This window comes from Streptomyces silaceus, from assembly GCF_001419745.1.
In the GTDB taxonomy this organism is placed as follows: domain Bacteria; phylum Actinomycetota; class Actinomycetes; order Streptomycetales; family Streptomycetaceae; genus Streptomyces; species Streptomyces silaceus.
The window spans coordinates 1-1,659 of record NZ_LIRJ01000165.1 but is presented as its reverse complement, the minus strand read 5'-3'; the positions used below and the strand labels follow the sequence as shown (position 1 = coordinate 1,659).

The 1,659-nt window shown below is 72.1% G+C and carries 2 protein-coding genes; both read right to left on the bottom strand.

The features are described from left to right. A partial coding sequence (locus AOK22_RS16795) for a TIGR03619 family F420-dependent LLM class oxidoreductase (protein WP_244164828.1) occupies window positions 1–726 on the bottom strand: 726 nt, incomplete at its 3' end. Window positions 727–834: 108 nt separating this feature from the next. Then, window positions 835–1,659: SMP-30/gluconolactonase/LRE family protein (locus AOK22_RS16790; protein ID WP_055699472.1), on the bottom strand; the 825-nt coding region annotated here is incomplete at its 5' end.

Genomic DNA, 1,659 nt, shown 5'->3' with positions numbered 1-1,659 from the left:
GATCCGGCGCAGCGCGTCCGGGTCGCGGCCGGCCTCGTCGGCGGCGCGCCGCGCGGTGTCCCAGAGCCCGGCGTGGATCTCGGGCGGCATGACGATGCCGACCCAGCCCTCGGCGCGCCGTCCGACGCGGCGCATCGCGGCCGGGGTGAAGCCGCCCAAGTACACGGGCGGGCCCGGCTGCTGGGCGGGGCGCAGTCCGACGTACGAACGGGGGATCGTCCAGTGCGGTCCCTCGTGCCCGAACTCCTCCTCGGTCCAGTAGCCCTCCAGGATGTCGAGGATCTCGTCGAGACGGGCGCCGCGCCGGGCGAACTCGGCGTTGACGGCGGTGTATTCGTCGCGCAGCCAGCCGATGCCGAGTCCGGCGTCGAGCCTGCCGCCGCTGACCCGGTCCAGCGAGGTGAGGCTGCGCGCGAGCAGCAGTGGCGGGTACCAGGGGGCGTTGAGCGTGCTGGTGCCGAGCCGGGCCCGGCTCGTGGCCGTCGCGGCGACGGTCAGCACGGTCAGCGGATCGAGGAAGGTCTTGAACTCGGGCGGGTAGGGGTTCTCGGGAGTGCCGCCGGGATAGAGGTCACTGGGTTCGACGGGGGTCAGGGAGCGGTCTCCCGTCCACAACGAGGCGAACCCGGCCTCCTCGGCGGAGCGGGCGAACCCGGCGATCTCCGCGGGGCGTGCGTGGGTGCCGTACTGGGGCAGGGCGATGCCCAGATCCATGCCTATGTCCATGGCCCCATCCTGGTTTTTCGGCGGGCCGTCTCCTAAGCGGCGCTCCAGGCGGGCGGCGCNNGAAGGTGTCGGCGGTCGGTATGCCCCGCCGCCCCGCTGTCCGGCGGACTACGCGTCCAGCCAGGGGCGGCGGCCCGGCCCGGTCGGGTGGGTGCCGGTGACCCCCAGGACCACGGAGTAGAGGCTGGTCTCCGCCGCGATGAAGAGGCGGTTGCGCTTGGCGCCGCCCCAGGAGATGTTGGCGACCGCCTCCGGGACGCGGAGCCGCCCGATCAGCGTCCCGTCGGGGTCGTAGCAGTGCACTCCGTCGCCCATCGCCGCGGCCCAGAGCCGGCCGCCGTCGTCGAAGCGGAGATTGTCGAACCGTGCCTCGGGCCGGGCACCTGCCTCGGCGAAGACCTTGCCGTCCGACAACGTGCCGTCCTCGCGCACGTCGAAGACGCGGATGAAGCCGGCCCGGGTGTCGGAGACGAGGAGCAGACTCTCGTCGGCGGAGAAGACCAGGCCGTTCGGCGCGCCGAAACAGTCGGCGACGAGCCGTACGTCACCGGTGTCCGGGTCGATGCGGTAGACGTTGTTCGCGCCGATCTCGCTCTCCGCGCGGTATCCCTCGTAGTCACTGGTGATGCCGAAGTCCGGGTCGGAGAACCAGATCGAACCGTCGGACTTCACCGCCGCGTCGTTCGGGCTGTTCAGCCTCTTGCCCTGCCAGTGGTCCGCCAGCACGGTCACGGTGCCGTCGTGTTCGGTGCGGGTCACCCGACGGTTTCCCTGCTCGCAGGTGATCAGGCGGCCCTGGCGGTCGAGGGTGTTGCCGTTCGTGTGCCCCGCGGAGCGGCGGAAGACGCCGACGGCGCCCGTCTCCTCGTCCCAGCGCAGCATCCGGTCGTTGGGGATGTCGCTCCACACGACCTGCCGCCAGGCCGGTACGTA